This is a genomic window from Bifidobacterium aesculapii (genome assembly GCF_001417815.1).
GTDB lineage: Bacteria > Actinomycetota > Actinomycetes > Actinomycetales > Bifidobacteriaceae > Bifidobacterium > Bifidobacterium aesculapii.
The window spans coordinates 1-3,733 of the sequence record NZ_BCFK01000008.1 but is presented as its reverse complement, the minus strand read 5'-3'; the positions used below and the strand labels follow the sequence as shown (position 1 = coordinate 3,733).

Below are 3,733 nucleotides of genomic sequence, written 5' to 3'. Positions count from 1 at the left end.
TCCGCACGGCACAACGCGACACGCCGGAAGCGACCATGTTTTGACAACGAGATGATCGCATGTATTATAACTACTCGTTGCGCTGTTGAGGCGCGGCGGATCGGGCCCGTAGCTCAGGTGGTTAGAGCGCATCCCTGATAAGGATGAGGTCGGAGGTTCAAGTCCTCCCGGGCCCACAGGAAAAACCGGCGGCCATGTTTGAGCCGCTCTTTTTTTCTATCCAGAACACAATAGCGTTGTGAACTGACTCGGGGCATTGGCGCAGCTGGTAGCGCATCTGCTTTGCAAGCAGAGGGTCACCGGTTCGAACCCGGTATGCTCCACTCCTAAACCCCTTGGAAGCATTATGTTTCCAAGGGGTTTTTATTTACCCCACTCCCACCCCCACTCCCATGGTGCGGTAACACAATTCCTCCACAACCCCGGAATCATGCGGTTTTCACCCACCGCACCATGGGCGATTTACCGCACCATGGGCGAAAAGCTGGTGGGGTGAATGGTGGGGTGAATGGTGGGGTAAGTGAAGGGGTTAGTGGTGGGGTGGGGTAAGTGAAGGGGTAAATGGTGGGGGAAGGGATGGGGATTAGAGCGACATGCCCATGGTTTTCGCCTGGTCCATGAAGTCGCTGACGTTGGGCTCGTCCACGGACACCTTGTTCTTCTCGTGAAGTTCCAATCCCAGCGAGGCGGTGGTGCCGTCCCCGTCGACCGTGATGTCCAGCGTGTTGAGCGACCGCCCGCTCTCGTACTCGAGGCTCACGTCCACGCGCGGCATGTCGGTATCGTAATCACCGTCGATCATCCGCTGCAGCGCATCCGCATAACGGTCCTCGGCATCGGCGCGCGTGCCGTCATACTGTTCGCGGATCTGCTTGATGAGATAGGCGCGCAGTTCCGGGTAGTCGCCTTCATGCGTCTTCCAGTACGTCGCCAGTTCACGCAGGAACGCCGTCAGGTCGAGTTCGTACGTCAGACGCGTGACGCCGCCGGACGTCTCGCGTTCGTTCTTCGGAAAGACCTTCGCCTGCACGTCCTTCTTCTCGAGTCGCTCGCCGAAGAACCGCAGCGCGAACTTCGCGTATTCCGCTTGCGCGGCTTCGTTCATCTGACCGTCGTTCCAGCGTTTCACGTCGGCGTTGTCGTCGATGCCGCCGGCGCCTTCGTTGAAGGTTCGCGCGGCCCCTGCGAAATCCCAATGACCGTCGCGTACGATCGCGTTCTTCGTGTCGATGACGACGTCGTCCCACTCGCTGCCGGCGGTGTCGCGGATCGCGTTGCGGATGTCGGCGCGCGAGGCGTACGCGTATTGCGTTTCCGTTCCGGTCCAATACGAGTCGATTTCCGCGGACATGCCGAAGGCGCCGTTCTGCCAGGCGAAGCTCATCGGGGTGGAGCCGTCGCCCTTCACGGTGATGTACATCATCGATTTGTCGGTGGTGCTGCCGAGCGAGTATTCGCCGTCGAGCGTGAAACCGGTTCCGTTGACGTCGCCGGACAGCGTGAAACCGGTGCTTTGCAGCTTGCCGATCGACGCGAGGGCGTCGGCGGTGACGACGATCGGATTGTTCGGGCGGAAGCCGAGCATCGCCTTCACCGCGGCGAGATTCGGAATGATGATGGCGAGCGCGATGGCGACGATCACGGCGATGATGCCGCCCGCGATGGCCGCGATCGCGCCGCCGCCCAAACGTCGTTTCACGGTGACGGGCGCGCCGGGCGCGGGCGTGCCGGGGAACGCGGGTTGCGGGGGAGCGCCCGCCGCAGGGGACGGCGGGACCGGTGCCGCGGGAATCGGCGCGAACGATTGCGTGGGGGCGGGCGGCGTCTGGGGGAGCGGCGGCAGCGCCTGCGTCGGTTGTTGCGACGGCGGCGACGGGACCGGCTGTTGCGGGGGAATCGACTGTTGCGCCGGTGCCGCGATTGGAGCCGGTACCGGCGACGGGACCGGGGGAGCCACGGCGGTGCCGGGCACTGCGACCGGAGCGCCACACACCGCGCAGAACGTCGCTTCTTGCGGCACCGGTCTGCCGCATTGTCTGCAGATGTTCATGATGTTTCTCCCGTCCACCGATGATGCCGACATCCTTGTCGCGTCCAGTCGAACGCCGTTCTCTCCGCCCGACTCGACGACTGATTCCATTATATGGCTCGCGCATGCGGCTCACGTGCCTGCCGGACGGATCGGCGCGGGCGGCATGCTCCTGCACCCCGCCGCGCGGGAAGGACTGCACCAACACACGTTTTGACATTGCGTCAATAATGGGATTACACTGGGCGGCGAGAGAAATTGACACCGAGTCAAGACATTGACGTCACGCGGGAGCCGCCCCGACGATGGGACGACGCGCACGGTGCCACACACGGTGTCTCATACGGAAAGGACCGCTCATGCTGTTTCAGGTCTACGGCGACAACGCCGTCTACCAGTGGATCGGATGGATCCTCGTCTTCTGCTGCCTCATCGGCGCGAACGAACTCGCACGCCGTACGAAAACCGGCGGCATCATCGCCTTCCTCGTCGTGCCTGCGGTGCTCACCATCTACTTCGTGACCATCTACACCGCAGCCGCGATGGGCGCCGATTGGGCCCTGAACAACCCTACCTACGTGCACATGACCAGCTGGTTCCACTACGCCAAGCTGTACGCGGCCACCGCAGGCTGCATCGGCTTCATGGCACTCAAATACAAGTGGGGGTCGATCGGCAAGTCCGAATGGTTCAAGTGCTTCCCGTTCGTGATCGTCGCCATCAACATCCTCATCGCCGTGGTCTCCGACTTCGAATCCGCCTTCCGCGCATGGGGCACCACGTGGGTCTCCACCGAAGGCGTGACCCTCATGGGCGGCTGGCACAACGTGTTCAACGGCGTGGCCGGCATCATCAACATCGCCTGCATGACGGGCTGGTTCGGCATCTACGTGTCCAAGAAGAAGGACGACATGCTCTGGCCCGACATGACATGGGTGTTCATCGTCGCCTACGACCTGTGGAACTTCTGCTACACCTACAACTGCCTGCCCACGCACTCGTGGTACTGCGGTCTGGCGCTGCTGCTCGCCCCGACCGTCGCCAACTTCTTCTGGAACAAGGGCGGATGGATCCAGAACCGCGCGTTCACGCTCGCCATCTGGTGCATGTTCGCGCAGGTGTTCCCGATGTTCCAGGATTACTCCGTGTTCTCCACGCAGTCGGTGAACAACCCGAACGTGAACCTCACGGTCTCGATCGTTGCCCTCGTGGCGAACGTGCTCGCGCTCGGCTACATCCTCGTGCGGGCGAAGCGCCAGGGCGTCAACCCGTGGACCAAGGAAGTGTTCAAGGGCACCAGGGATTACGAGCGGGCTATCGCCCGCGCCGCATAGCTGCCTCACGACTGTCGCCGCTCGGCGTCGCCTACGGGAAACCCACCGGGTTCCCCGCTTCACGGCTCCGTGAGCGGGCTATCGCCCGCGCCGCGTAATCACCCGCGCGATTTTCGTGCGCAAACCAGGGTCATAGCGCATCATTCTCGCGCAGATCACGTTTCGCACCGGGAAAGTCACGGTTCACTCCGGGGAATGCGTCGAAATAACGGCACATTCCCCGGAGTGAACCGTATGTTTCCTGGGATGAACCAGACCACCTCATTGGACTCAACACGTGAAGCATTACTGCTCCACGTGAGATGTCGGGTTTGGCGTGTGGAGCAACGATGCTCCACACGAGACTTGCAGGGGATCCGTCGAGGCCCGC

General features: G+C 62.3%; 2 protein-coding genes and 2 tRNA genes. 3 read left to right on the top strand and 1 reads right to left on the bottom strand.

Going from position 1 to position 3,733, the window contains the following annotated elements; genetic code table 11:
• The first annotated feature begins 102 nt into the window (after positions 1-102).
• Both BFAL_RS01410 and BFAL_RS01405 read left to right on the top strand, forming a co-directional pair.
• A tRNA-Ile gene (locus BFAL_RS01410) sits at positions 103-176 on the top strand.
• Between the two features lie 74 nt (positions 177-250).
• Positions 251-323 (top strand) — tRNA-Ala (locus tag BFAL_RS01405).
• A gap of 260 nt (positions 324-583) precedes the next feature.
• Here the strand turns inward: BFAL_RS01405 and BFAL_RS01400 are convergent.
• Positions 584-2,050 carry a zinc ribbon domain-containing protein gene (locus BFAL_RS01400; protein WP_160319011.1) on the bottom strand — a complete coding sequence of 489 codons (1,467 nt, stop codon included), beginning with the start codon at positions 2,048-2,050 and terminating at the stop codon, positions 584-586.
• A gap of 338 nt (positions 2,051-2,388) precedes the next feature.
• Between BFAL_RS01400 and BFAL_RS01390 the strand changes: the two genes are divergently transcribed.
• Positions 2,389-3,363: a DUF5692 family protein gene (locus BFAL_RS01390; protein ID WP_055426670.1), complete on the top strand. Its 975-nt coding sequence runs from the start codon at positions 2,389-2,391 to the stop codon at positions 3,361-3,363.
• The last annotated feature ends 370 nt before the right edge of the window (positions 3,364-3,733 follow it).